Genomic DNA, 23727 nt, shown 5'->3' on the forward strand with positions numbered 1-23727 from the left:
TTCGTCATGATAAACGGCATGACACAAGATGTCAAACGTTGTCATTTTCGCATGTCTCAAGACGTGATTTTACCAACGTTGTCATATTTTGTGACCCTCTGAAATTGTTGTCATACCAAACACTTTTACACTTTTCCTGCTATGATGAAAACGTTTGTAATGCATGTATTGCAAACGTGTTGCAATACAGTATGCTGGAACGTACGCAGTTACAAGGGAAAAAAATGAAAAGCAGTATTCAAGATGTAGCGCAGCTTGCGCACGTGTCCATCTCGACGGTTTCGCGTTCGTTCACACGCCCCGACCTCGTGTCGAAAGCCACCCGAGACAAGGTGATGAAAGCAGCCGACGAGCTGAACTTCTCCATCTCACGCTCCGCAGCCGCGTTGAAAACCGGCCGCGCGCTACGCATTGCAGTACTGGTTTCCGGAAGGCTCAACCTGTGGTTCAGCTCATCCATCATCGAAGGACTCAACGAGATATTCCATGATGAAGGCTACGACATCTCCATCTACCAGATGTCGAGCACCGAGGAGCGCCGCGAATTCTTCGACATGCTGCCGGTGCGCCGCAATGTCGACGCGGTGATCGTCATTTCCTTCGACATCGACGCCAATGAGATCGAGCAGCTCAGGTCCGTCAATGTGCCGATCATCGGCATCAACTCGAGCCTGCCGGAAGAGCGCGGCTTCAGCGCGGCCGTGCGCATCGATGACAAGCAGGGATCCGAGCTTGCCGCACGCCATCTCATGGCTCTCGGCCACCGCGACATCGCCTACATTCGCACCAATCGCGACGTAACGCTCCACTTCAGCGTACAGGGGCGTTTCGAATCGTTCATGGCCCGCTGCAAAGAGAACGGCGTCACGCCGCGCGTGCTCGTTACCGACGAGAGCAAGAACAACATCAGCAAAGTCGTGACGCAGCTGCTCAGCCTCGACCACATGCCGACCGCGATCGCCTGCCAGGAAGACGGCATCGCCGTGCCGCTGCTGTTCCAGCTGGAACGCAACGGATTCACCGTGCCGAACGACGTTTCCATCATCGGTTACGACGATAGCATCTACGCACGTGATCTCGGACTGACCACCGTGCGCCAGAAGCCCATCGAAATGGCGCAGGAAGCGGCTCGCATGACGCTCGACCTGATTGAGGGACGCCCGCTGGAGCAGCCGTTCAAAACGTTCCCGGCACAGCTGATCGTACGTTCCACTACGGCTCATCTGCATCGCTAAACGTTCCGAACGAGCACCGTTCGCATAGCGTCTGTTTTTTGCTGCCATGTTGAACTTCACCACTTCGTGACAGCGCTTACAGGCTACCGTTGCTTTACGCTATCTTGTAATCGAATCTTTATATTCGTTTTTGACTACTGTAAGTGATAGCGCTTTCATTTCTGTTGTACAAATTCACCAATCTACAGCGTGTTTTCGTCGCAAATCAGGGCTTTTAGTATCATGGAAGCGTTAATCATTTTCATCAAAGGAGCCACATGGCCAAACCGACCATCGCCGACGTGGCCAAATTGGCAGGAGTGTCTCAAGCCACCGTTTCCCGAGCACTCCGTGGCGCGACCAACGTTACGGAAGCAACCCGCAGCAAAGTCCAGCAGGCGGCGGATCAGCTCAACTTCACACTCTCAAAAAGCGCTTCCGCACTGGCATCCGGAAAAACCATGCGCGTCATCCTCCTGGTTTCAGGAAAACTCAACGAGTGGTTCAATTCCGGCGTGCTCCAAGGAGCCTACGAGGAGCTCGCGCCGTTCGGCTATGACGTCACACCGGCCTTCATCACCGGCCGCAGCGAACTGGACCGGTTCTTCTCCCAGCTGCCAAAAAGCCGCAACTCGGACGCCATCATCATCTCCTCATTCCAGCTCATGCCCGCCATGCGGGAGCAGCTCCAAGCCATCGACCTGCCAACGGTAGGCGTCAATGTCCCTGCGGAATCAGGCTATTTTGACGCCTCCATCAGCATCGACAACTACAGTGCGATGACCATGGCCGTACGACTGCTGCGTTCCTTAGGGCATACCAATATCGCGTTCTGCAGCGACTACATTCCGGCCGACATGATTTATAACACCAGCCAACGCACCCAGGCGTTCGCGGATGCCGCACAGGCCAACGCCACCGATGGAATCATGTTCAGCCTGCTCACGGCCGACGCGCACGATGCGCCGCTGAGCAAATCCGACCTCGCCTCACAACTGACCGCGAAACTGCTGTCACTTCCGGAACGCCCCACCGCCGTCTGCGTGGAAACCGACCAGGTCGCCATCGCACTGGTCAAGGAACTACGCAAACAGCAGCTGAATGTGCCGGAAGACATTTCGGTGCTCGGCTTTGACGACGCCGAAATCGCGCAGGCCGCAGACCTTTCCACCATCCGTCAGGAGCCAATCGAGCTAGGGCGCATAGCCGGTAGAAAAGTGCTGCAGCTCCTACGTAACGAACCTCTTGAACATCCGCATGAACTGCAGGATCCTTTGCTGGTGTTGCGCAACACTACAAGCCGCATTGACAGCGGGGCGGCGACGTCGGAATAAATCGGCGTCATAAATCGACGGCAGCTGAATAAATCGAGAGGCAGCGGAAAAACGTAAAGCCGCCAAAACACGAGAGCGGCCTGTATGCATGAACCAAATCATGCACACAGGCCGCTCTTTTCATCGCAAACCTTGTAGGGCTTCAATCAGTGGTGCGATCTCACCCCTGCTAATTGAATTTCTGCGCTTGAGGAATGGATCCCAGCGATTCCTCGTTGTTGTTCCATTCGGTGGACCAACCGTCGACGTAGGCGCTCTTCACCTTGCTCCAATCGCCAGTGCCCTGCGCGTATTCGATAAGCGCCGCAGCCACGTCGTCCTGCCACTGCTGATCCGGAACGGTGAAGCTGCGTACCTCGGTCTTGCCGTCGGCAGAGTAGGAACGGGCGATCTTGGTCAGCGGATTATCCGGCTGGAACTCATCGCCATCGAATGTGGTGAACGGCACGGAGAAGCCCATATCCTGAGAGAGGATCTTCTTGGCCTCGTCATCGGTGACCATCCACTTGATGAAATCGAGCGTGGCCTGCTTGTCTTTGTCGGAAGCGTTCTTGTTCACCGCCCAGCTGGCGTCATACACGCCCGCAGGACCGGTCTCTTCCTCACCCTTGATGCCCATGTAATACGGCAGCATGCCAAGATCGTCATCCGCCACCTCGTTACCCTTGATCTGCGTGTAAGCCCAGACGCCGTTCGGGTAGAACGCCACCTGGCCAAGCGCGAATTCGGAAGTGACGTCGTCGTACGTCTTCGAGCTGACCAGGCTCGGATCGGTCGGGCTGGTCTCCAGCTCGAGATCGAACAGATCCTTGTAGTTATCCAAGTAGGTGCCCTTGATGGTCTTGGAGAACGTGGTGTTCATATCCTTGTATTCGTAGTACAGCGGGATGCGCCCCATATGCGCGGCGAAACGGTATGTGTCGGAGGCATCCAGACCTGGCGTCGCGAACGCGCCGTCAACGCCGAGATCGTCCTTGTGCTCGTTGATGGACTCGGCCACGGCCTTGAGCGTCTTGTAATCCTTGATGTCGTCGGCGCTCTTGATTACCGCGTAATTCTTGCTGGCGTAATCGTTGATGATCTTCTTGTTGTAGATGATGCCGTACCATTCAGCTGCGTATGGCAGCGTGAACGAATCGCCATCAATGGTGTAGGAGTAGGCCTTGCCGTCATCGGTGAGCAGTTTGTACACTTCGGTGTCCTGCAATGGCTCGCAATACTTCTGATATTTTGCGAACTGGTCGAAACCGGAGATGTTGAACATGGTCGGCGCGTTGGATTTGGCCAGTTCCGAGCTCATGGTCGCATCGTATGTGCCGGACGCACCGGTCTGCACGTCCACCTGCACACCGGTTTTTTCGGTATACATTTCGGCGAGCTGCTTGTATTGGTCCACGACTTCCGACTTGTTGTTCATGAAATACACATGGCCCTTGTCGGAATCGGCGCTGCTGCCGCCGCCGCAAGCCGCCAACGATACACCCATGGCCAACGCCGCGGCGACCGCGCACGTTTTGGTGATGATTCCCTGCCTCATTGCTTATCTCCTTCGTTGGATTTGTTGTTATTCCTATGTGTGCTGGTATTGGTAGCGCCTCTGGTCGCCGCGTTATAGCTGGAGCCAAGCGGTGGTGTCCTGCGGCAAACGCCCGTCCGCAGTGAGTTCGCCCGATACGAGGATGACTTCGCCTTGCGGCAGTTCGGCTGGACGTTCGCTGAAATTGGTGATGTTCGCCCAACCATTGGAACGACGGTAGGCAATGACTCCACCACGCTGCCCATCCGCGCCGTCACGCATATCGGAGGGGCGGTCCTCGTCCAGCCACTGCAGCACGGTGTCCTGCGGCATCAGGTTATGCCTCAACGACAGAGCCTTGCGATACAGGTTCAGCATGGAATTCGGGTCGGCGTCCTCCACGTCGACGGCGAAATCCTTGTACCACTTCGGCTGTGGAAGGTGCGGATCATGCTCGGCGCCCGCAGGAGAGAAACCGAAGGAGCCACCATGGCCGAATTCGTCATCGGGATTATCGAGCTTCGGCGCATCGGCAGCAACCCAAGGCAGCGGCACACGGCAGCCGTCACGGCCTTTTTCGATTTGCCCGCGCACGCTGTTGAACGCGGTGGGATCCTCCAGCTCATCCCAGGGAATATCCGCGACTTCCGGCAATCCCAGTTCTTCTCCCTGGTAGATGTAGGTGGATCCAGGCAAGGCAAGTTCCATAAGAATCGCGGCACGAGCGCGCTTGGCGCCCAGTTCGCGGTTCTCCTCATAGGTGGTGCCGTCGCGCAGCAGCCAATCCTTGGCCAACTGATGGTGCGACAAGGCTGGAACCTGCGGCAATCCATAACGGCTGGCGTGGCGGGGCACGTCGTGGTTGCTCATCACCCAGGTTGCCGAGGAACCGGAACGTTCCGCGCTTTCCAAACCTTCCTCGATGGCCAGATGCATGTCATCGCGGATCCAATCCTTTTTGGCGAACTCGAAGTTGAACACCTGCCCGAGCTCTTCGGTCGATGCGTACAGATGCTGGCGATCCGGATTGACCCACGCTTCGGCCACAGCGAATGCCGGCGGATTGTACTCGTTGAACACCTTGCGCCACTCGCGGTAGATGTCGTGCACCTCATCACGGTCATACAACGGGTGCGACCCATCCGAGGGAAGCAGATGCTCGCAGACCTTGTAGCTTTCAAGATCGTCGCGGTCGAGGTCCTTGGCAAGGCCGTGCGCCACGTCCACGCGGAAGCCGTCCGCACCATGGTCGAGCCAGAAACGCAGCGTCTTGATGAAGTCGGCACGTACCTCGGGGTTCTTCCAGTTCCAGTCGGGCTGCTCCTTGGTGAACATGTGCAGGTACCACTGGCCGTCGGGTACGCGCGTCCACGCAGGACCACCGAAGCTTGCGATCCAGTCAGTCGGCGGCTGGTCGCCGTTCGGCCCCTTGCCGTCGCGGAAGATGTAGCGGTCGCGCTCCGGGGAGCCTGGGGCGGCGGCAAGGGCGGCCTTGAACCATTCGTGCAGGTTGGAGCTGTGGTTCGGCACAATGTCGACCACGACCTTGATGTTTCGCTCGTGGGCGGCCTTGGCGAGCTCGTCGAAGTCGTCCATGGTGCCGAGCTTCGGGTCGACATTGCGGTAGTCGTCCACGTCGTAGCCGCCGTCGGCGAGCTGGGACGGGTAGAACGGGCTCAGCCAGATGGCGTCCACACCGAGTTCGGCGAGGTAGTCGATCTTCTCGGTGACGCCTGCAATGCCGCCCAAGCCCGAACCGCGGGAATCCTTGAAGGAACGCGGATACACTTGGTACACCACGGCCTGCTTCCACCACAACGCCGGATCGGTAGTATCAATTCCTTGTTGCATCATTGTTTTTCACTTTCGTTCGCATCGTCGCAAAATGATAGCGGTTACATTTCTTCAAACTACAGATAAAAACAATCCTATATTGATTTCTTCTCTGTTTGTAATTGAAATGATAGCGCTTTCATTAATGCAATGCAATCCTCCAACACACGGCATGTCCTACAGCCATACATCGCCGCGCACAAAAAAGGAGCTGCAATCAGGAGAGGAAAGAAGACTCCTGATTGCAGCTCGTCGTTTATTCAATTATTCAGTTATGAAGTTATTCGATTGATCGCGCGCTGATGGTATTTCCAGCGGTCCACGCTACGCGATGCGCGGACCGATTCGTCATGCGCGATTTTGATTGGTTTTTCGATGCGATCAGTGAGCCGCGTCGTATTCGGTCTTCCAACCGTCCACAAATGCGGTCTTGACGGCATTCCAGTCGCCGGTGCCCTGCGCGTACTCGAGGAGGGCGGAACCGAGCTGGTTCTTCCACTCTTCGGACGGCATCATGGTGAAGTTCCAGGAGACTGCGGTCTTGCCGGAGTTCTGATCTTCAACAGCGGCCTGCACCAGCGGATTGTCGGACTTGACATCGCTGAAGGACTTGAACGGAGTGGTGAAGCCCATGGCGCTGGACAGGGATTCGATGCCGGTCTTGCTGGTGACGACCCACTTCAGGAAGTCCTTGGTGGCCTTCTTATCGGCGTCGGAAGCCTTGGAGTTAATGCACCAGTAATTCTCGGAGCCAGTGGCCAGACCCTGGTTCTCCTCGCCCTTGACGCCCATGTAGATCGGGAGCATGCCAAGGGACTCGGCCTTCATGCCATTCTTCTGCAGATCAGTCCATGCCCAAGTGCCATTCTGATAGAACACGGCCTCACCGAGGGAGAACTCGGAGGTGGCGTCATCACCGGTCTTGGAGCTCAGCTGGGTCGGCTCGGTGGTGGAATCCTTCAGGTACAGGTCGAAGATGTTCTTATACTCCGGCAGATAGGTACCCTTGACGGTCTCCGGCTGCTTGGTGACGTTATCATCCTTGAACTCGTAGTACAGCGGCAGGTTGGCCAGATGGGTCTTAAAACGCCAATCGGAGCTGGAATCGAAACCAGCGGAAGTGAATGCGCCCTTGACTCCGAGCTGGTCCTTCTTGGCCTGGATGTCATCAGCCACGGCCTTCAAGGTATCGAAATTGTCGATATCCTTGACGTCCTTGATCTTGGCGCCATCGGTAGCGATGTACTTGGCCAGCAGATCCTTGTTGTAAATCAGGCCATAGGTTTCCATAGCGTACGGAACGCCAACGACCTTGTCCCCATCCTTGAGGGCGACGTCCTTGTTGATGAGCTGCTTGTACGGCTCAGTGTCCGTCATGTCATCAGTGTAGGACTTCCAGTTCTGATAGCCGACCGGACCGTTGACCTGGAACAGGGTCGGGGCTTCGGACTTGGCGATCTCGGACTTCAGGGTCTGCTCGTAGGTGCCGGAAGCAGCGGTCCGCACCTTGACCTCGACACCGGTTTCCTTGGTGTAATCCTTGGCCAGCTTCTGCCATTCGTCGTTGGATTCCGGCTTGAAGTTCAGGTAATAGACCTTGCCCTTGCCGTCGTTGGAGCTGGAGCTGGAGCTCGATCCGCAAGCGCCCAACGTGCCTACGGACATCGCCGCAATGGCGACCATTCCAACTGCTGCCTTGATAGTACGATTCATCAGCGAACCTTTCTCTTCCATTCCTGTTTCCCAGCACCCCGCTGGAAAACATCCTGTGAAATCGCTTCCTCACGATTCCTGACATGCACTATTGTGCCGCATTTCCCCCATTTTTGCAAACGTAAGCAGAAAAAGCCTTTTTTAGGGCGATTCTACAATCGCGAGTTTTTCTCAAAATCCTTTATTTTCAACGGTTTTCATCACACTATCTTTATGAAACCGTTTGCGACACACCCTCCATGTCGCACGGCAAAAAAACGCAGTAGATCGCAAACTTGACAACTTGCGGCAACAAAAAACGTCGGCAGTTTGTAAACGATGCCAAACTACCGACGTTCGCAACAGTCAGCTTCAGGTGCCGTAAGCCAGGTGTCTTCAGGCGACGCAGCCAAATATCAGCCCAAAAAACGGTCCAAATATTGGTGAAATGCGAAAACCTTCCCGTTACCGACGTTCAGTCCAGCGCAGCATGCCTAGCAATTCCAATGCTCGATAACGTTGTCTCCCTTATATTGGCTCAGCACGCAATAATGTGCGGTGTCGAGACGCAGCAAACGCGCGAAATGCGGATCGACGCCCAGCCACTGCGAGGTGAGAATGCGCAACACATGCGCGTGTGCCACCAACAGCACGTCATGACCGGCATTGAGCAGCGGCATCACCACGTCGATCGCATCGCAGGTGCGTGCGGCAGCCTCCTCAACCGTCTCGCCAGGGCCATTGTGCACCGGAACCTGCTCGCCACTTGGCAACGTCTCAACCCAGTCACCCTCCAATGATTCGGGGAGGGAACGCGGACCGTCACGCCATACATCCCATTGGAAGCCGCCGGCCTCGCTCACCTCCTGACGTGTACGCCCTTCGGCACGGCCGTAATCCCATTCCGCAATCTCGTCAAGCACTTTGAAATCGCCATAACCGGCCAGTTGCGCGGTCTGCTGGGCGCGGCGCAGAGGGCTTGCGAACATGCAGTCCGGATCAAACCCTTTTGGAAACGCCTCACGAAGACGCTCGCCCGCCGCACGGGCCTGCTCGCAACCGGTATCGGTCAACGGAATATTGGTTCGGCCAGTATGCTGGCCCGATTCGCTCCACACAGTCTGGCCATGACGCAACAGCACCAGGCGGCCGGGCACGATTGAAGAAGCATCCTCGCTTCCAACTTGAATATCTGTCATACTCCTACTCTAACCGACGGAAAGCGTTTCACCAGCAATCTTTCACCATGTGTCTTAAGCGCTTCGCAACGCACGCACGATCCAGCGAAATCCAACCGAAATCCGACTGCACGGTCTACACTGGAAACCATGAGTGAAATGCCTGACTTGGAATCCAACGCAGACCGCATCGTAGCGTCACTGCACAACGTCGACGAGAAGGTGAACGCCTTGCGCGAACAGCGAATCAACGATCCCGACGATCTTTGCGACAAGATATTCAAGGCGGCCGCCCCCGCGCTGGCCGGACTCGTGTTCGGCAAACTGTTCGAACTGGCATGGCACAAGTCGGTTGGCCGCAAAGCCGTATTACCGGACGGCACCACCGACAAACGCAAGGAACTGGCGCTGAATCTCGTATTCGGCGTAGTTTCCGCTGGTTTCGGTGCACTGGTATCGCAGCTTTTCGACCACGGATCGCAAGCGCTGGTCAACCGCCGACACTCACGACAAGCACGCGAAATCCACTGAAACTGCGATTGGAAAGAGGTGCGCTTGTGGGCGAAATTGCTTGCGCAATTACGCGGATAGGATAAAAATAGGCAACATGAGCAATATTCTGCATAATGCAACCGTTGACACTCTACTGGAGCGTCGTTCAATCCGTAAATTCTAGCCGAAGCCACTGAGCGACGATATCGTCGAAACACTCGAAACCGTGGCTCAGCATGCCGCAAGCAGCCAATTCCTAAACGACTGGTCGGCAATCCGCATTACCGATCCGGCCGCAAAGAAGCGTCTTGCTGAAATCGGCGGGCAACCATATATTGCGACCGCGCCACTGCTGTACGTGTTTGTGCTTGACGAACATCGCAATGCGGCCATCGCAGCTTCCAAGGGCGTTGAGACCGCTTCCGACGAGTTTACGTTGAATGGCAGCTATCGTTACGCTCAGGCGCAGAATGACGCAGTTTTGGCGCTTCATGCGATGGAGACTGCCGCTTATTCGCTCGGTCTTGGTTGCGTGATTCTCGGCTCGCTGCTTAACGATGTTCCGGCTTTGATTGATCTGCTGAATCTTCCGGAATACACGTACCCTGTGCTGGGACTTGCGATCGGCAAGCCCGATCAGGATCCTGCACTCAAGCCGCGTATGCCGCGTTCCATGCAGTTCTTTGAGAATGAATATCCGTCGAGCAATGAGACGTTACTTGCTGGTTTGCAGGATTTCGACGAGGAAGTGCATCGGTATTACGATTTGCGCAATACCGAGCGCCCGGTTGATACGTTCAGCGATCAGATTGCGTCGAATGCGGTCGATTCCGGTGTGACCAGCAAGGCCGTAGCTCCAAACGCCAAGCACCAAGGCTTCCGCCTCGAGCGCTAACGAAACTACGGCTTCGACGAACTGCCCCCATGCGCTCCGCCCGAGCAAAACTTCCAGTCAGTGGAACAATCACCCCGCTCACAGTCTCTGGGAGTCCCAAAATCCCACTCACTGGAAAAATCGGGACGCTAGGAAGCATGCGAGCGGGGTGATTCCTCCAGTCGCTGGAAGAAACCCCCGCCTACAGACCTCTAAACGTCCATAAACCTCCAGTCGGTGGAAAGATTAGGACGGTACGGCTACTTACGACGTGGTTTGTAGCCTTTTTTGCGGGAATGCGGTTTAATCTGCTGATTAAATGGAACGTACGTATAGCTGGATTGTGGATCGCGATGCGTGAGATGCCAGGTTCCGCAGAATTCGCACCGATATACCCAAAGTTCGGTGCCACGTTCACGCCAACTTTGGTCAGCGGCCTGCTGAGCTGTTGCTTTGTCGTGATACATGATTTTGTTCGATTCGACACAGCGTTTGGGTACGAAATAATGCATAGTTCTTCAGTCTATTCAACCATCGGATAAGCGCAAGAAGGTCCCTTAACATTCCTGAGATCTGTCGGCGTACTGGAACTTTCAGTGGCCAGAACGATCCTCCCGCCGGGAAGGCCCGTAACCCCACGGATACGAAAAGATCCCCGGGAGCCAAGCTCCACCGGGGATCCTCATATTCCTAAATTCAATGCGGCGGCGCGCTACTCTCCCACACCCTCTCGAGTGCAGTACCATCGCCGCAGCCAGGCCTTAGCTTCCGGGTTCGGAAAGGGACCGGGCGTCTCACCTGGGCCATGACCACCGCAAAACCAATATAACGGCCAACCCACCAGGGGATCGGCCGGCAAACGGAACCAGCCACACGACCGATTCCGATCGTGGCGGTCCGGGAACCGGACAACGGACGCGAGCGATAAACGCCTTACCAGTATCGTCGTCGTGACCACAAGAAACAGCATTCCTTGCCATCCAACGAGAAACCACCACAGGACGAGACCCAACCCAACAGGATTGGAAGAATGTGCCGCGATCGCCCGTTAGTACCGGTCGGCTCCACCCCTCGCGGGGCTTCCACCTCCGGCCTATCGAACACGTGTTCCACATGCGGGCTACAGGCACCGAAGTGCCAAGGAATCCTAATCTTGGAGCAGGCTTCCCGCTTAGATGCTTTCAGCGGTTATCCCTCCCGAACGTAGCCAACCGGCCATGCCGCTGGCGCGACAACCGGCATACCAGAGGTCCGTCCACCCAGGTCCTCTCGTACTATGGGCAGGCCTCCTCAGGATTCCAACGAGCGCAGAGGATAGAGACCAAACTGTCTCACGACGTTCTGAACCCAGCTCGCGTGCCGCTTTAATCGGCGAACAGCCGAACCCTTGGGACCTGCTCCAGCCCCAGGATGCGACGAGCCGACATCGAGGTGCCAAACCATCCCGTCGATATGGACTCTTGGGAATGATCAGCCTGTTATCCCCGGGGTACCTTTTATCCGTTGAGCGATGCCGCGCCCGTGCGCCGGCACCGGATCACTATCTCCGACTTTCGTCCCTGCTCGAACCGTCGCTCTCGCAGTCAAGCCCGCTTGTGCGATTACACTCGAAACCCGATTGCCAACCGGGCTGAGCGGACCTTTGAGCGCCTCCGTTACTCTTTGGGAGGCAACCGCCCCAGTTAAACTACCCGCCAGGCACTGTCCCTGACAAGGATGACTTGCCGAGGTTAGACGTCAAACGAGAACAGAGCGGTATTTCACCTTGCGGCTCCACACGGGCTGGCGCCCGCGCTTCGAAGCCTCCCGCCTATGCTACACAATCCGCGCCTAACGCCAATACCAAGGTATAGTAAAGGTCCCGGGGTCTTTTCGTCCTTCTGCGCTTAACGAGCATCTTTACTCGTACTGCAATTTCGCCGAGCTCCTGGTCGAGACAGTGGGGAAGTCGTTACGCCATTCGTGCAGGTCGGAACTTACCCGACAAGGAATTTCGCTACCTTAGGATGGTTATAGTTACCACCGCCGTTTACCGGGGCTTGAATTCACCGCTTCACCCGAGGGCTGACGGATCCTCTTAACCTTCCGGCACCGGGCAGGCGTCAGTGCATATACAGCGGCTTGCGCCTTCGCATGCACCTGTGTTTTTGGTAAACAGTCGCTACCCCCTGGTCTGTGCCACCCCCCGACGCTCCGAGGGCAAGCCTCTTCACGTCCGGGGGTCTCCCTTATACCGAAGGCACGGGAGTGATTTGCCGAGTTCCTTGACCAGGATTCGCTCGATCGCCTTGGTATTCTCTACCTGACCACCAGTGTCGGTTTGGGGTACGGGCGGCAACGCCCCTCGCGCCGAGGCTTTTCTCGACGGCCTGGACCACCGGATATCGCGCCAAAAGGCGCCCATCATCGCACCTCACCCTACATGTCCCACGGATTTGCCTATGGGACGGGCTGCGTGCTTGACCACGGAAAACCACCTCCGCGGCCGGCTCCCATTCCGTGTCACCCCTGTGCGCTAACCTACCAGGACTACGCTCCCAACAATCGCGGACACCGAACCCCGAAGGGAACGACGCCACGCGACCGGAGGTTAGTACTCATCCGTTCGGCTCTTGCGGTTCGCTGCCGGTACGGGAATATCCACCCGTTCATCCATTCGACTACGCCTGTCGGCCTCGCCTTAGGACCCGACTCACCCGGGGACGACGAACGTGGCCCCGGAACCCTTGGTCATCCAGCGGACGGGATCCTCACCCGTCTCTCGCTACTCATGTCTGCATTCTCGCTCCCGCGCGGTCCACGGCACGTTTCCACGGCCGCTTCGCCCCACGCGGGACGCTCTCCTACCCAACGGCCGAAAAGGCCGTTGCCGCGTCTTCGGTGGTGTGCTTGAGCCCCGCTACATTGTCGGCGCGGAACCACTAGACCAGTGAGCTGTTACGCACTCTTTCAAGGATGGCTGCTTCTGAGCCAACCTCCTGGCTGTCTATGCGACTCCACATCCTTTCCCACTTAGCACACGCTTCGGGACCTTAGACGACGATCTGGGCTGTCTCCCTCTCGACGACGGAGCTTATCCCCCGCCGACTCACTGCCGGAATACACATCCACGGTATTCGGAGTTTGGCTGCTATTGGTACCCGACACGGGCCCGCAAGCATCCAGTAGCTCTACCCCCGCGATGCAATCAACCGACGCTGCACCTAAATGCATTTCGGAGAGAACCAGCTATCACGGAATTTGATTGGCCTTTCACCCCTAGCCCCAGGTCATCCCCCCGGTTTTCAACCCAGGTGGGTTCGGTCCTCCACGCGGTCTTACCCGCGCTTCAACCTGCCCAGGGCTAGATCATCCCGCTTCGGGTCCAGGGCACGCGACTCAAAACGCCTTTTGAGACTCGCCTTCGCTACGGCTCCCCCACGACGGGTTAGCCTCGCCACGCACCACTGACTCGCAGACTCATTTTTCGATAGGCACGCCGTCACCCCACAAAGAAGGCTCCGACGGATTGTAGGCGCACGGTTTCAGGAACTCTTTCACTCCCCTCCCGGGGTGCTTTTCACCTTTCCCTCACGGTACTGGTACGCTATCGGTCAGACAGGTATGCTTAGACTTACCCCACGGTCGGGGCGGATTCACACGGGATTCCACGAGGCCCGCGCTACTTGGGACGCATGATCGGAAGACGGCAAGCTTCCAGGTACGGGGCTGGCACCCTCTGCGGCCAGGCCTTCAAGCCTGTTCCCCTGGCAAGCCGTTTTATGACTCCCGCCCGGTCCGTCGGAACCGGGACACACGCTCCCTCAACACCACGGACGCAACCCCCGACGGGTATCACGCGCCCATGGTTTGGTCTGATCCGCTTTCGCTCGCCACTACTCACGGAGTATCCCTTCCTGCAGGTACTGAGATGTTTCACTTCCCTGCGTACCCCCGGAACAACAAGGTTCCGTGCCGGCCCATGACGGCCGGCGGGTTGCCCCATTCGGAAATCCTCGGATCGAAGCCATGTTGGAGGCTCCCCGAGGCTTATCGCATCCTCAAACGTCCTTCATCGGTACTGTCTGCCAAGGCATCCACCATACGCCCTTCAGGGCGGCACACGCCCCGAAAAACCCTAATGATAGCTTCATCACGCCAGACGACAAATCATCACACTGTAAAAAATGATCACAAAACGATCGATCTCGAAACCAGACTCCAAAAAAGAGCCTGGCGAAATCGCGATAAAGCAAACGATGAAACAGAATTCATCGCATTGCTCGCGTCCACTATCCAGTTCTCAAACCACCACGCGCCCCGCCAGGACCCGACCCGAGGCCCACAGGCCCACGGCGTCCCACCAGGGGCATCCGGAAAACCGCACGCGACCACAAGTCGCGGGTGGCGGTCCGGGAGCCCAAAAGCATACCCATACCACTCCCCGGACCCCCGAAAGGAATCCGAAAGCCCATGATCTCTTCCACACCAGCACGCCCACGCGAAACCGGGAACCATTCCCGACGCATGGGCCACACGACGGACGCCAAGACGGCGTCCTGAAAACTCCGTAGAAAGGAGGTGATCCAGCCGCACCTTCCGGTACGGCTACCTTGTTACGACTTAGTCCCAATCACGAGTCTCACCTTAGACGGCTCCATCCCACAAGGGGTTAGGCCACCGGCTTCGGGTGCTACCCACTTTCATGACTTGACGGGCGGTGTGTACAAGGCCCGGGAACGCATTCACCGCGGCGTTGCTGATCCGCGATTACTAGCGACTCCGCCTTCATGGAGTCGGGTTGCAGACTCCAATCCGAACTGAGACCGGTTTTCAGGGATCCGCTCCATGTCGCCATGTCGCATCCCGTTGTACCGGCCATTGTAGCATGCGTGAAGCCCTGGACGTAAGGGGCATGATGATCTGACGTCATCCCCACCTTCCTCCGAGTTGACCCCGGCGGTCCCCCGTGAGTTCCCGCCATGACGCGCTGGCAACACAGGGCGAGGGTTGCGCTCGTTGCGGGACTTAACCCAACATCTCACGACACGAGCTGACGACGACCATGCACCACCTGTGAACCCGCCCCGAAGGGAAGCCCCATCTCTGGAGCGGTCGGGAACATGTCAAGCCCAGGTAAGGTTCTTCGCGTTGCATCGAATTAATCCGCATGCTCCGCCGCTTGTGCGGGCCCCCGTCAATTTCTTTGAGTTTTAGCCTTGCGGCCGTACTCCCCAGGCGGGATGCTTAACGCGTTAGCTCCGACACGGAACCCGTGGAACGGGCCCCACATCCAGCATCCACCGTTTACGGCGTGGACTACCAGGGTATCTAATCCTGTTCGCTCCCCACGCTTTCGCTCCTCAGCGTCAGTAACGGCCCAGAGACCTGCCTTCGCCATTGGTGTTCTTCCCGATATCTACACATTCCACCGTTACACCGGGAATTCCAGTCTCCCCTACCGCACTCCAGCCCGCCCGTACCCGGCGCAGATCCACCGTTAAGCGATGGACTTTCACACCGGACGCGACGAACCGCCTACGAGCCCTTTACGCCCAATAATTCCGGATAACGCTTGCACCCTACGTATTACCGCGGCTGCTGGCACGTAGTTAGCCGGTGCTTATTCGAAAGGTACACTCACCCGAAGGCTTGCTCCCGATCAAAAGCGGTTTACAACCCGAAGGCCGTCATCCCGCACGCGGCGTCGCTGCATCAGGCTTGCGCCCATTGTGCAATATTCCCCACTGCTGCCTCCCGTAGGAGTCTGGGCCGTATCTCAGTCCCAATGTGGCCGGTCGCCCTCTCAGGCCGGCTACCCGTCGTAGGCTCGGTGGGCCGTTACCCCGCCGACTACCTGATAGGACGCGACCCCATCCCATACCGATGAAATCTTTCCCGACACCCCATGCGAGGAGTCGGAGCATCCGGCATTACCACCCGTTTCCAGGAGCTATTCCGGTGTATGGGGCAGGTCGGTCACGCATTACTCACCCGTTCGCCACTCTCACCACCAAGCAAGCTTGATGGATCCCGTTCGACTTGCATGTGTTAAGCACGCCGCCAGCGTTCATCCTGAGCCAGAATCGAACCCTCCACAAAAAACCTTTCATGAAGAGAACCAACATGTGACTCTCAAAAATAAAGAAACCGACATCCGTTTATAAGGAAAACGGACTGTCCGCAAAAACCCCGTCCCGTTTGACCGGCCTCCCGGCACCCACGCCAAACACGCGGGCCGTAAGACGGACTGGCAATCATTGACTATAAAGAAGTAGTACAAATACGCTTTTGAGTTCTCAAACCACCACCACTCACCCACCTCAAGGAACCCCAGCCGGGGAACCACTCGCTGAGCGGCAGCAAGAGATAAACCTACAGCACAACGGCCGGCAACGCAAATCGGACATCCACGAACACCACGAAAACCATTGAAAACACTGGACTCCACCGGCGTGTCGAAAACACGGGAAAAGCGGGCAAGGAACACCATCGCGCGGCAAAAGACCGTCGGAAAAACCTCAAAACACCCCACCGCAAGCCAACACCCGGGCGTGTCGGCACCACGTAAGGAACATATGAGGAATCCAACACCGCTTTACGAAGGCAAAAATAGACCTGGCCACACTGGAAGTGACATACGCAATGAAATACACGTTGAAATACAGCGAGGGCCGCCGACTGGGGAAAGACGGCGGCCCTCGCTGTATTTCAGCTGCTCTCTTCAGTTGTTATTCAGTTATTGATGTTGATCCACTAGAAGGAAGCGAAATCAGGCGGAGATTTCGGCCTTGGCCTTCTTGCGATTCATGTAGCGCTTGATGGTCAAAGCTTCAAGCGCGATCACCAGGACTGCGGTCACGCCCCAAGCCACGTACATGGCGGTCTTCCAGATCGGAGTGGCAACCTTCGGCTCACCGTCTGCATATTGCCAGCTGTTGGCGGCGGTGTACAGAATGTTGTGAGCAGCGGTACGCATGGCCTTCACGGAGGTTGCGGACTTGTCGGTGATGTGGTTGGTGACCTTGGTGGTAGCCAGCATGGAGTCGTTGCCGTTGCGGATTTCCTGATCGGCGTTCTGGTAGCCGTAGCCGCCGAAGTAATCGGTCAGGACGAAGCCCTTGAAGCCCCACTCGTCACGGAGCACGGTGTTCAGCAGGTTGTTAGAAGCGCCGGCATAGGTGTAACCGATGTAGTTGAAGGAGCTCATCACAGCCTGTGCGCCGCCTTCCTTCACGCTCATCTCGAACGGCTTCAGGTAGGTTTCGCGGATGGCCTGCTCGTTCGCCCACGTGCACACCATGTTGGTACGGTTGGTTTCCTGATCGTTCAGTGCGAAGTGCTTCATGAAGGAGTACACGCCCTTCTCCTTGGCGCCTGCGATCTCGTTGGATGCCATAACTCCGGAGAGCAGGGAATCCTCGGAGAAGTACTCGAAAGTACGGCCGGAGAATGCGCCACGGTGAATGTTCATAGCCGGAGCGTACCAACCGGCAACGTGCATGTCGTGAGCCATATCGCCGATCATCTCGCCGAATTGCTTGGCCAGATTTTTGTTCCAAGTGCAAGCGAATGCGGTGGAAGCCGGGAAGCCGATGGAGCCAACGCCGGTGAAGTTGTTGTTCAGCGAGGCCGGGCCGTCAGCGTCGATGAGCTGGATCTTGCCGACGGAGGAGACGGCCGGAGTGCCGTAGCCACCATTGGCGATGAGGTTGTCCATATCGTCGAAGGTCAACTGGTCGAGCAGCTTTTCCCAATCAGCGTCGTCGTAATCCTTGCCGTACATGTCGGCCAGACGGAGGCCATTCTTGGCACCGGTGGTCGGCATTTCGTCGGAATCATCGTCGTACTTGGTCGGATCGTAGTTGCCGTTGTTGGTGAAAGCAGCTTTGACTTCGTCGCTCATGGAGAAGTTGGTCGGAGCTGCGGTGGCTTCAGCGTAGTTCGCGAAGTGGTTGGCACGGGACAGATAAGTCACATCACCAGCGGCATAGTCGAACTGGTTGGTAGCCACGGTCTGATCATCGTTGTGGGTGTTCGACTCGGAATCGTAGGTGATGGTGTCAGCAACATTGATCTTCTCAGAATCGATCACATGATGGGAATCAGACTGGATGGAGATGGTGTAATCGCCCTTTTCGAGCACGTATGCCTTGGCGTTCTGGTAATCATAAGAAGCCATGTCGTCATCATCGAACTCGATCTTCACAGTCTCAGAGGCGCCCGGCTCAAGCTTCTTGGTCTTCTCGAAAGCGACAAGGTTCTTGGAAGCCTTCTCGATGCCGCCATCGGTGTACGGCGGATTGTAGTAGACCTCAACAACGTCCTTGCCGGCGGTGTCGCCAGTGTTGGTGACGGTCACGTCGAACGTGACCTTGCCGTCCTTGTAGGAGACGTCGCCCATCTTCTGCTCGAAGCTGGTGTAGCTCAGGCCGTAACCGAACGGATAGATGACCGTGTCATCGTAATTGATCAGACCTTCATCGGCAGCAGTCTCGTAGAACTTGTAGCCCACGTAAATACCTTCGACATAGTTGACGAAGGACGGGAGCACAGTGGTTTCCTGACCGGTGAAGCCGGTGTACTTGGCGGCCAGATCGTCGACGTTATCGTAGACGAATGCGCCATCGGCACCGACGGAAGACGAGCTGGCAGCAGCTGCGCCATCAGTGTTGTTGAACACTGGAGTCTTGGTCAGATTCTTGACGAACGTGTCGGAAGTCTTGCCGGACGGGTTGGTTTCGCCAGCGAGCACGTCACCGAGTGCGGAGAAGCCGGTCTGGCCTGCAGGCGGGCACCACAGCACGGACTTGATCTGTGGATAGTTGCTCAGGAAGTCGAACTGGAAAGCATTTGCACCGTTATAGACGAGCGTGACCTTGCTGAAGTTCTTGGTGACCAGATCAAGCATGTCGCGCTCGGTCTTGCTCAGCTGCAGGAAGTGCTCGCCATCCTGGAAGTCGTCGTAGTCCTTGGAGTTGTTCTTGTAGGTGATAGTTTCGGCCTTCATGTTGGTCGGGAGGTCAGCGCCTTCGCCACCAACGCGGGTGAGCACCACAACAGCCTCATCAGAGAAGCTCTTGGCATCAGAGATCAAAGAATCGGAATACTGGTCGGCCGGAACCTCAGGTAGGGTCCAATCCTGGGACCACATAGCAACAACCGGGCGGTCAGCACGGTAGTCGGTGTACAGCTTGGTCAGGTCGGCGTTGGTTTCAAGACCAGCTTCCTTCATGCCGTCGAGCAGGGAAACGGTGTCGTACTGGTCAGACATGGAACCGGAGCCGGTGCCGCCATAAACCGGGTTGGTGGAACCCCAACCGAACACGTTGACCTTCTTGTTGCTCAACGGCAGGTTGGAATCATCGTTCTTCAGCATGGTGATAGCTTCCGACTGCACTTCCTTGGCCAGATCGTTAGCCTTGGAAACAGTAGCATCAGACAGCATGTACTTGGTGGCGGTCGCATTGTTGAGCAGCGTCGACAATGGACCGGACAGCATCATGGAAACCGCGACGACAATACCGACCAGCGCCACAAGCCAAGACTCGGAGTGGATGATCTTACGGGTCGCCACTTCCTTCACCGTCTTCTTATTGACGGCAAAAGTGATGATCAGCGCGAGCACAAATATTACGCCAATCGCAATCAGGTACGGCGTCAACGAACCAATAACGTTCATGACGTCAGCCATGTTGATCTGCAGCATGGTCTGCCTCCTCCTTGATTCTCATAACCAAACGACATACAGGCCCCGATTTCCTCATCGAAACCAAAAATCACGTAACGCTGCCCCGCACCGCATGATTTTCAGAAGTGAAGACACTTCTTCATGTCGATGTTTTAATTTCACCAAAATCCGCGGAAAAAGCGTCCTGATTTTTCCCAGCCTGTCGTTTCACGCGCATAATCTGCATGCCACTTGCGCATGCAAAACCACCGTTCGCGCACATATAGTCCTGTTGCATGATTGCGTATGCAACAATATGCATTTCTCCGCAGATTGTTGTAAATCCTTGCTCATCTTACTGAATATCGTTGCTATATTGCGTAAATCTCTGTTCTTAATCGAACGTTGGATGCACGATCGCGGTTTTTATGATGATTTCGGCACACTGCGGCGAGCTGCTTCAACGGCAACTGACGCAAGGCAAGTACCATGGGTTCCATGAGCGACTTAAGCGCATTGAATCTGGAGGCGGGCAGCCTCGTTGGCGGATACACGTTGATTTCACGGCTTGGATCGGGGGCGATGGGATCGGTATGGCGCGTGCGCGATGACGGCGGACACCAGTATGCGATGAAGATCTTGCGCGATTCCCTTGCCGAGGAAGATGCATCCGGCGAACGTTCCCGCGATCAGCTGACCGCACGCGAGCGTCTGCGCAGGGAGGCTATGGCGCTGCAGAAGGTGCGTCATCCGGGCGTGTGCGGCATTGTGGATATGGAATTGGATGATGCTCTGGCCTTCATTGTGACCGAGTTGATCGAGGGCAAGAATCTGCGTGAGGATGTGCGAGCCAACGGCAGGTATGTGGGCGACGATTTGGAGCGGTTGGGGCGCAAGCTGATCGAGGCGGTGAAGGCCGTGCATGCGGCCGGTATTGTGCACCGCGATATCAAACCGACGAATGTGATGGTGTCGAATACCGGACCGGTATTGGTGGATTTCGGTATTGCCATGGGCGAGGGCGAAAGTCATGTGACGCGCACGGGTTTGGTTATGGGCACGCCGGGATTCATCGCACCGGAGATCATTGATGGCGCGGAATCCGATGAGATGAGCGACTGGTGGTCAGTGGCGAGCGTGCTGGCGTTTGCCGCTACCGGCGAGCCGGTGTTCGGTACGAAGCCGATGATGACCGTGTTGGAGCGTGCCGCTGCGGGAAGCGCGAATTTGGCCGGGCTCCCGGCGGGAACCATGGCCGCGTTCCGTTCAGCGTTGAATCCGGATCGTACGAAACGTTGCACGCCCGACGAATTGTTGCAGGCGATTGCGTTGGATGCGTTGAATCCGCAAGCTTGGGATGCTGCAGATACTGCCAGTTCAGCTGCGGGCACACCGGAGGCGATGCCCCCTTTTGCTGAATCGCCTGACAATCCACGAGAGCTTTGGCGGGCGCTGGATCACATAACAGGCGAAGACGCCATCGGCACACGCACCTTGCCGCAATTCGTTGAGGCCACGCAAACCATCGACGCCACCGGCACACGAGTACTTCCTGCCAATAGCGAAACCACCAGCGTATTGCCACGAGACACGTCGCAATCCACGCGGGTGATGCCTGTTCAGAATGCTTGGAATCCCGCCGAAGAGCAGACGCAGATCGATCCGACCATCAAACCTGCGTTGCAACGCATCGCCAACCAGCGGCCGCCTGCCGTAATACCGAATGCATCGGTTGAAATGGCGCAAAACGCACGGAATGCGCAGGCAGCGCAAGCTGCGCAGCCAGGTGCCGCACCGGTCGTCTCAGCCTCGTCAATTACTCCAACTGCAGCAATCACCCCCGTTGCGCCGCTCAACCCGAATGCGCCGCAGCCACCGAATCCAGCCGATGTACTTCGTGGCGAGCTGTTGAGCCGAGGCACGCTCCTCTGCGCGCTCTTGGCCATTCCCGTAGCGCTATTCGGCTTGTTCTCGCCTTGGCTGGCATGGGCTGCGGGCGCACTGCTGGCTTGGCTGCTCACCACCATAGGCTTCAATATGGAAGCGCAGCTGGAACGCGAGGGACGCCGTGGAGGCAGCCGCAAAGCCTCTGATTGGTTCGCACGCGCCGCCACATTGCCTTGGCATGTGCTCAAGGGGCTGGGTTATGCGGTGCCGCGCGCATTGATCATGGCTGCGATCGCCGCATTGGGATTGGCGATCGCCACAGTCGCATTGCAATTGCCGTTCACCATGGTGGATACCGCAATATTCGGATTCACGATTCCACTGCCGACTTGGATTGAAGGACCGGTTTCGCAAAGCGGCGTCGTCCAGGCTGGTTGCTGCGCCATCGGTTGGCTGGTCTCCGCCCTCACTCCGGGAGCTCTGGTGTTGCGATTGGGAGCTGGAACGCTACGTGGTCGCCCGAAATCCAGCACTCCTGCGGAATCCATATGAAATGTAGCGAAAACCAAGAATCGGCAAACGTTTGCAATCCTCAGAAAAACGTCAGACAATCGCACGTAGTATGGCAACATAAGCTTTTACGAAATACTTCATTCAGCAATAACGCGCCCACACTACTATAGTGCGCAGCAAACGATGAAACATCGAAAGGAATGTGGATGGCCCAGAACAGTAAGGATGCGCAGAAGCGCGCCAGCCGCGCCGAGCGTAGGGCCGCTGAGGCCGCGGCCATGAAGGCCCGCGCCGAACAGATGGAAAAGGAACGCAAGCAGCAGACCATCATCGGTGCCATCGTGGTGGCCGTGCTGGTGATCCTGGTGGCGATCGGCGCGTTCACCGTGTATCACAACATGCACAAGAATGCCGAAACCCAAGCTTCCACCCAAACCGTGGAAGAGGCATACGACAAGCTGCAGAAGGCCGAGAACACGCCAAAGCTCGTCGACAACAAGGGCGGATTGCTGATTTCGAAGGATGGCTACGGCAAGTCTGTCGAAGGCGCTCCGACGGTTGCGATCTACATGGATTTCCTGTGCCCCGGTTGCGGCAATCTGCATCGTCAGCTTGATGCGGATCTGCAGAAGATGGTCGACGCCGGTCAGATCAATCTTGACTTGCATTTCATGGCGTTCATGGACAAATGGTCCACTGACGAATATTCAAGCCGTGCCGCGAATGCCGCAATCTACCTGGCCGAACATGACAGCAATCCAACGCATCTGATCACGTTCATGGAAAAAATGTACGCCGAGGATTTCCAGCCTGAGGAAAGCTCTAACTACAAGTCAGTCAGCGATGATCAGATCAAGAAGCAGATGATCGCTTCCGGCGTTTCCGAAGAGGTTGCCGACAAGGCGTTCGGCCGTGACTACCAGGATTGGCTCGACGCCATCGATGCCTATACGCCGAAGCGTTCCGAACTGTGGAACACGTCCGGAAACTACAAGGGCAGCATGACCACCCCAACGGTGACCATCAACGGCAAGTTCTGGGATATGAACCAGCTGAGCACCGCGCAGGAGACCATCAAGGAAGGTCTGCTGGAGGCCATTGGAATCAAGTCAGACGATATTGGAAAGGAAGGCGTGATGCCCTCCATCGGCTCCGACAAGGATCCGATCTCCAACACCACTGGTAAGTGATCACCCCCTACTCAATCCTCATAATCGAAAAATAATAGCCCCCTACTCGCCAGCGTGCCAGCCAAAGCGCAGTTCCAAGTTGACGGCATCGGGCACGCTGGTTATGCTATTCAATCGTTGCCGTTTTTATGCATTATGCTAGAAAGCGGCATAAGCCTCCTTAGCTCAGATGGCCAGAGCGGCCGCCTTGTAAGCGGCAGGTCGTCGGTTCGATCCCGACAGGAGGCTCGAAACCCGTTTTGACGGGCTTTAACCTCTTACCATGGGTAAGTGATCCAGAAGTCTTCCCCCAACTTATGGCTTCTGGTAACCGGACAAGGCTTCCCCCAACCTGCCTCGTCCGGACAGGGGGCAG

The 23727-nt window shown here is 56.7% G+C and carries 11 protein-coding genes, 1 tRNA gene, 3 rRNA genes and 1 pseudogene; 7 read left to right on the plus strand and 9 right to left on the minus strand.

Annotated features, from left to right (window positions below; all coding sequences use genetic code 11):
- Positions 1-224 precede the first annotated feature (224 nt).
- Together CE168_RS06075 and CE168_RS06080 are read left to right on the plus strand one after the other, a co-directional pair.
- Positions 225-1235 carry a LacI family DNA-binding transcriptional regulator gene (locus CE168_RS06075; protein WP_033501762.1) on the plus strand — a complete coding sequence of 337 codons (1011 nt, stop codon included), beginning with the start codon at positions 225-227 and terminating at the stop codon, positions 1233-1235.
- A gap of 257 nt (positions 1236-1492) precedes the next feature.
- Positions 1493-2548 (plus strand): LacI family DNA-binding transcriptional regulator, encoded by a 1056-nt coding sequence (locus CE168_RS06080; RefSeq protein WP_099571563.1) that lies wholly within the window; start codon positions 1493-1495, stop codon positions 2546-2548.
- A 169-nt stretch (positions 2549-2717) separates the two neighbouring features.
- Here CE168_RS06080 and CE168_RS06085 read toward each other — a convergent pair whose 3' ends face one another.
- The 4 genes from CE168_RS06085 to CE168_RS06100 form a co-directional block, all read right to left on the minus strand.
- A complete protein-coding gene (locus tag CE168_RS06085; protein ID WP_099571564.1) occupies positions 2718-4085 on the minus strand; it encodes an ABC transporter substrate-binding protein in 1368 nt (455 codons plus the stop codon).
- Positions 4086-4157: 72 nt separating this feature from the next.
- The gene (locus CE168_RS06090) at positions 4158-5918 is read right to left on the minus strand and encodes a glycoside hydrolase family 13 protein (protein ID WP_099571565.1); all 1761 of its coding nucleotides are present in this window, start codon (positions 5916-5918) and stop codon (positions 4158-4160) included.
- Between the two features lie 360 nt (positions 5919-6278).
- Positions 6279-7631 carry an extracellular solute-binding protein gene (locus tag CE168_RS06095; RefSeq protein WP_180753726.1) on the minus strand — a complete coding sequence of 451 codons (1353 nt, stop codon included), beginning with the start codon at positions 7629-7631 and terminating at the stop codon, positions 6279-6281.
- A 452-nt stretch (positions 7632-8083) separates the two neighbouring features.
- On the minus strand, positions 8084-8788 hold the full coding sequence (locus tag CE168_RS06100) for a histidine phosphatase family protein (protein WP_099571566.1): 705 nt from the start codon (positions 8786-8788) through the stop codon (positions 8084-8086).
- A 129-nt stretch (positions 8789-8917) separates the two neighbouring features.
- Here CE168_RS06100 and CE168_RS06105 point away from each other — a divergent pair, with 129 nt between their 5' ends.
- Positions 8918-9298, plus strand: coding sequence for a DUF4235 domain-containing protein (locus CE168_RS06105; RefSeq protein WP_099571567.1), 381 nt, complete (start codon positions 8918-8920; stop codon positions 9296-9298).
- 76 nt (positions 9299-9374) lie between these two features.
- Positions 9375-10154, plus strand: a pseudogene (locus CE168_RS06110) (nitroreductase family protein).
- A 239-nt stretch (positions 10155-10393) separates the two neighbouring features.
- Here CE168_RS06110 and CE168_RS06115 read toward each other — a convergent pair.
- The 5 genes from CE168_RS06115 to CE168_RS06140 all read right to left on the minus strand — a co-directional run bounded on the left by CE168_RS06115 (position 10394) and on the right by CE168_RS06140 (position 19821).
- A complete protein-coding gene (locus CE168_RS06115) occupies positions 10394-10645 on the minus strand; it encodes a hypothetical protein (RefSeq protein WP_003835954.1) in 252 nt (83 codons plus the stop codon).
- Positions 10646-10832: 187 nt separating this feature from the next.
- Positions 10833-10950: ribosomal RNA gene (gene rrf, locus CE168_RS06120) — 5S ribosomal RNA — on the minus strand.
- 212 nt (positions 10951-11162) lie between these two features.
- A 23S ribosomal RNA gene (locus CE168_RS06125) occupies positions 11163-14236 on the minus strand.
- 450 nt (positions 14237-14686) lie between these two features.
- A 16S ribosomal RNA gene (locus tag CE168_RS06130) occupies positions 14687-16214 on the minus strand.
- The 16S, 23S and 5S rRNA genes sit together here, the layout of an rRNA operon.
- Positions 16215-16884: 670 nt before the next feature.
- The gene (locus tag CE168_RS06140; RefSeq protein WP_099571568.1) at positions 16885-19821 is read right to left on the minus strand and encodes a glycoside hydrolase family 3 N-terminal domain-containing protein; all 2937 of its coding nucleotides are present in this window, start codon (positions 19819-19821) and stop codon (positions 16885-16887) included.
- Between the two features lie 450 nt (positions 19822-20271).
- On the opposite strand from CE168_RS06140, the gene CE168_RS06145 reads away from it, so the two are divergent.
- From CE168_RS06145 to CE168_RS06155, 3 genes are all read left to right on the plus strand, one after another.
- A complete protein-coding gene (locus CE168_RS06145) occupies positions 20272-22221 on the plus strand; it encodes a serine/threonine-protein kinase (RefSeq protein WP_099571569.1) in 1950 nt (649 codons plus the stop codon).
- A gap of 167 nt (positions 22222-22388) precedes the next feature.
- Positions 22389-23372, plus strand: a complete 984-nt coding sequence (locus tag CE168_RS06150) for a DsbA family protein (protein WP_099571570.1) — start codon at positions 22389-22391, stop codon at positions 23370-23372.
- A gap of 154 nt (positions 23373-23526) precedes the next feature.
- A tRNA-Thr gene (locus tag CE168_RS06155) sits at positions 23527-23600 on the plus strand.
- Positions 23601-23727 lie beyond the last annotated feature (127 nt).

The organism is Bifidobacterium sp. N5G01 (assembly GCF_002742425.1).
Classification (GTDB): domain Bacteria; phylum Actinomycetota; class Actinomycetes; order Actinomycetales; family Bifidobacteriaceae; genus Bifidobacterium; species Bifidobacterium hominis.